The organism is Okeania sp. SIO2B9, assembly GCF_010672505.1.
Classification (GTDB): Bacteria; Cyanobacteriota; Cyanobacteriia; order Cyanobacteriales; family Microcoleaceae; genus Okeania; species Okeania hirsuta.
Genome location: NZ_JAAHGK010001046.1, coordinates 1 through 2757, shown reverse-complemented (window position 1 = coordinate 2757; position 2757 = coordinate 1). Strand labels below are relative to the sequence as shown.

At 37.2% G+C, this 2757-nt stretch carries 2 protein-coding genes; both read left to right on the top strand.

Annotation, left to right across the window (positions count from 1 at the left end):
* Positions 1–487: 487 nt before the first annotated feature.
* Positions 488–1675 (top strand): M20 family metallopeptidase, encoded by a 1188-nt coding sequence (locus F6K13_RS27060; RefSeq protein ID WP_124155213.1) that lies wholly within the window; start codon positions 488–490, stop codon positions 1673–1675.
* A gap of 560 nt (positions 1676–2235) precedes the next feature.
* Positions 2236–2724, top strand: a complete 489-nt coding sequence (locus tag F6K13_RS27055) for an Hpt domain-containing protein (protein WP_353735724.1) — start codon at positions 2236–2238, stop codon at positions 2722–2724.
* The last annotated feature ends 33 nt before the right edge of the window (positions 2725–2757 follow it).

Here is a 2757-nt window from a genome sequence, read left to right as displayed (position 1 = left end):
TCGTCAAGGGTAGTTTTTGTATTACGAGTTAAAGCCTCAACTTGCTTAATTAATATTATGCTGAATAGTTCTTTTAATCCTAATATTCCTATTAAAGCCAGAGCAATAAAAAATATTTTTATTGCTGGTATATCTAGAATTGTAATATTTATGAGACTTTGCCAAATTTTTTCCATGATTAATAAAGTCAGATTCCTTGAATAATTTAGTAGTTTTTAAGTTAATAGATAAGTATTTAGCATTCAGCTATTTTTTAGTTTTAGACAAACGGTTGGCGATCGCTCCTATCTAAATAAAAAAAATTTATCTCAAAGTTAAGTAGGATTCAAAAGACACTCAGAGATCGCTCCCCATATAATACAACGGTGGGCGATCGCCATTTCCAGCAAAACTTAATTGCTTAATAATTTCCAAGGATAATTTTCCTTTGTTATCATCATTTAATGTGCTTTAGATAGACTAAATACTACACAAATATAAATTATCTATGCTAACTAAAATTAAAGATTTAACAGCTACCCTGGCCCCCCGTATGATTGAAATTCGTCGTCATATTCACTCTCACCCAGAATTAAGTGGCCAAGAGTACCAAACGGCTGCTTATGTTGCAGGTGTGTTGTCTTCCTGTGGTCTCCATGTACGAGAGTCTATAGGTAAAACTGGTGTTCTGGGAGAACTCAAAGTTAATAGTAATAATCAATGGTTGGCTATTCGTACCGATATGGATGCTTTGCCGATTAAAGAATGTACTAATTTAGATTTTGCCTCCCGTAATACTGGCATTATGCACGCTTGTGGTCACGATGTCCATACAACTGTAGGACTAGGAGCTGCAATGGTATTATCTGAATTGGGAGAACCCTTACTAGGTAACGTTCGGTTTCTGTTTCAACCAGCAGAGGAAATTGCCCAAGGTGCAAATTGGATGATTGAAGATGGGGCGCTTGAGGATGTACAGGGAATTTTAGGAGTCCATGTTTACCCAACTATTCCAGCGGGTTCGGTGGGTATTCGTCACGGGGTACTAACTGCTGCTGCTGATGATTTGGAATTGACAATTATTGGGGAATCTGGTCATGGTGCCCGTCCCCATGAAGCTATTGATGCGATTTGGATTGCTTCTCAAGTAATTACTAATTTACAGCAGGCCATTAGTAGAACTCATAATCCTTTAAGACCTGTAGTGTTAACAATTGGTAAAATTAGTGGCGGACGAGCGCCAAATGTGATATCTGACCAAGTAAAAATGTGGGGAACTGTACGATCGCTTCATCCAGATACCCATAAAGTTTTACCTGCATGGATTGAAAATATTGTGGCTAATATTTGTGGTTCTTATGGCGCTAAGTATGAACTAAATTATCGTCAGGGAGTACCATCTGTGCAAAATGACCCAGCATTGACTCAGTTGGTCGAGTCAGTTTCTTTGGAAGCTTGGGGCAGCGATCGGGTTTGTATTTTACCTGAGCCTTCCCTAGGTGCGGAAGACTTTTCTATGTATCTGAAGAAAGTTCCAGGTATGATGTTTCGTTTGGGAGTGGGACACAAAGACAAACCTAACTATCCTCTGCATCATCCTCAGTTTGAGGCAGATGAATCTGCTATTGTCACTTGTGTGGTTACTTTGGCTTATGCTGCCTATAAATATTGGCACAATTGCCATTTAGGCCATTAAGGTCTTGGTTGGGGAAGAGGGAAGAAGGAAAAATATTGTGTTGTCTGAGTTTTAAGCTTTTGATCTGTACTAATACTATTTCTAAATAGTAATGCTATGTTTGATTACCATCTGACCACTCCCCACACTCCCCATCTCCGCATCTCTTCATTACTAAAGATATATAGCAAACTTTTTGAGATAATGTAAGGCGCAAAATTAAAAAGGGTTTCGGTCCGGAATGCTCCACAAACGGCAATTGCTACAGTCAGCATTTCCTCAAAGGAATGCTTGGCAAACAGGGAGTGATCAATAGCTGAAACTGAGAGAAATGCACTTGAAAAGGGAATTTTAACCCTTCTTAAATTATCCTACTTGTACAAGCCAGGGATTTCAACCAAAGCTTATAACTGACAGCTAGTTAACATTAAATGATCTGCTAACTTTCAGTCAAAAAAGGATTAAACTAGATGTAGTTAATTACATTAAGATGCTTTTATAACTCCAGTTATAAAAGCTAGAATAGAAGTAGTAACTTCCAGTAAATGTAATGAATAATTGTAATTTTTAGGAGAAATATTGTGTCAACACAACAAGATGATCGGATTAAACAATTATTTATATTAGAAGCAGAAGAACATTTAGTTACCCTAGAAAATGGGTTGGTAGATTTGAAGTCTACAATGTCAGATTCTGAAACTATTAATGATATGTTTAGAGCAGCTCATTCTGTCAAAGGTGGGGCTGCTATGTTAGGAATGCACAGTGTACAAAAGGTAGCTCACCGTTTAGAAGATTGTTTCAAAATAATCCGCGAAAATCCTGTTGATATTGACCAAACAGTAGAGTCTCAATTTTTAAAAGGATATGATACTCTCAAAGATTTAGTAGAACGTCTCCAAGGTCCTTATGGTTTGAGGGAAGAAGAGGGACAAGAAATTGTTGATAATGCTTTGCCTATTTTTTCAGAATTAGAAACTAATTTGAATACTTTAGTGAGTTGTGGTACTGTTTGGTCAATATCAACAGGATTTTCGCGGATTATTTTGAAACAATCTTCTAAACGGTGAGCTACCTTTTGTACACTGTGCATTCCTAACATA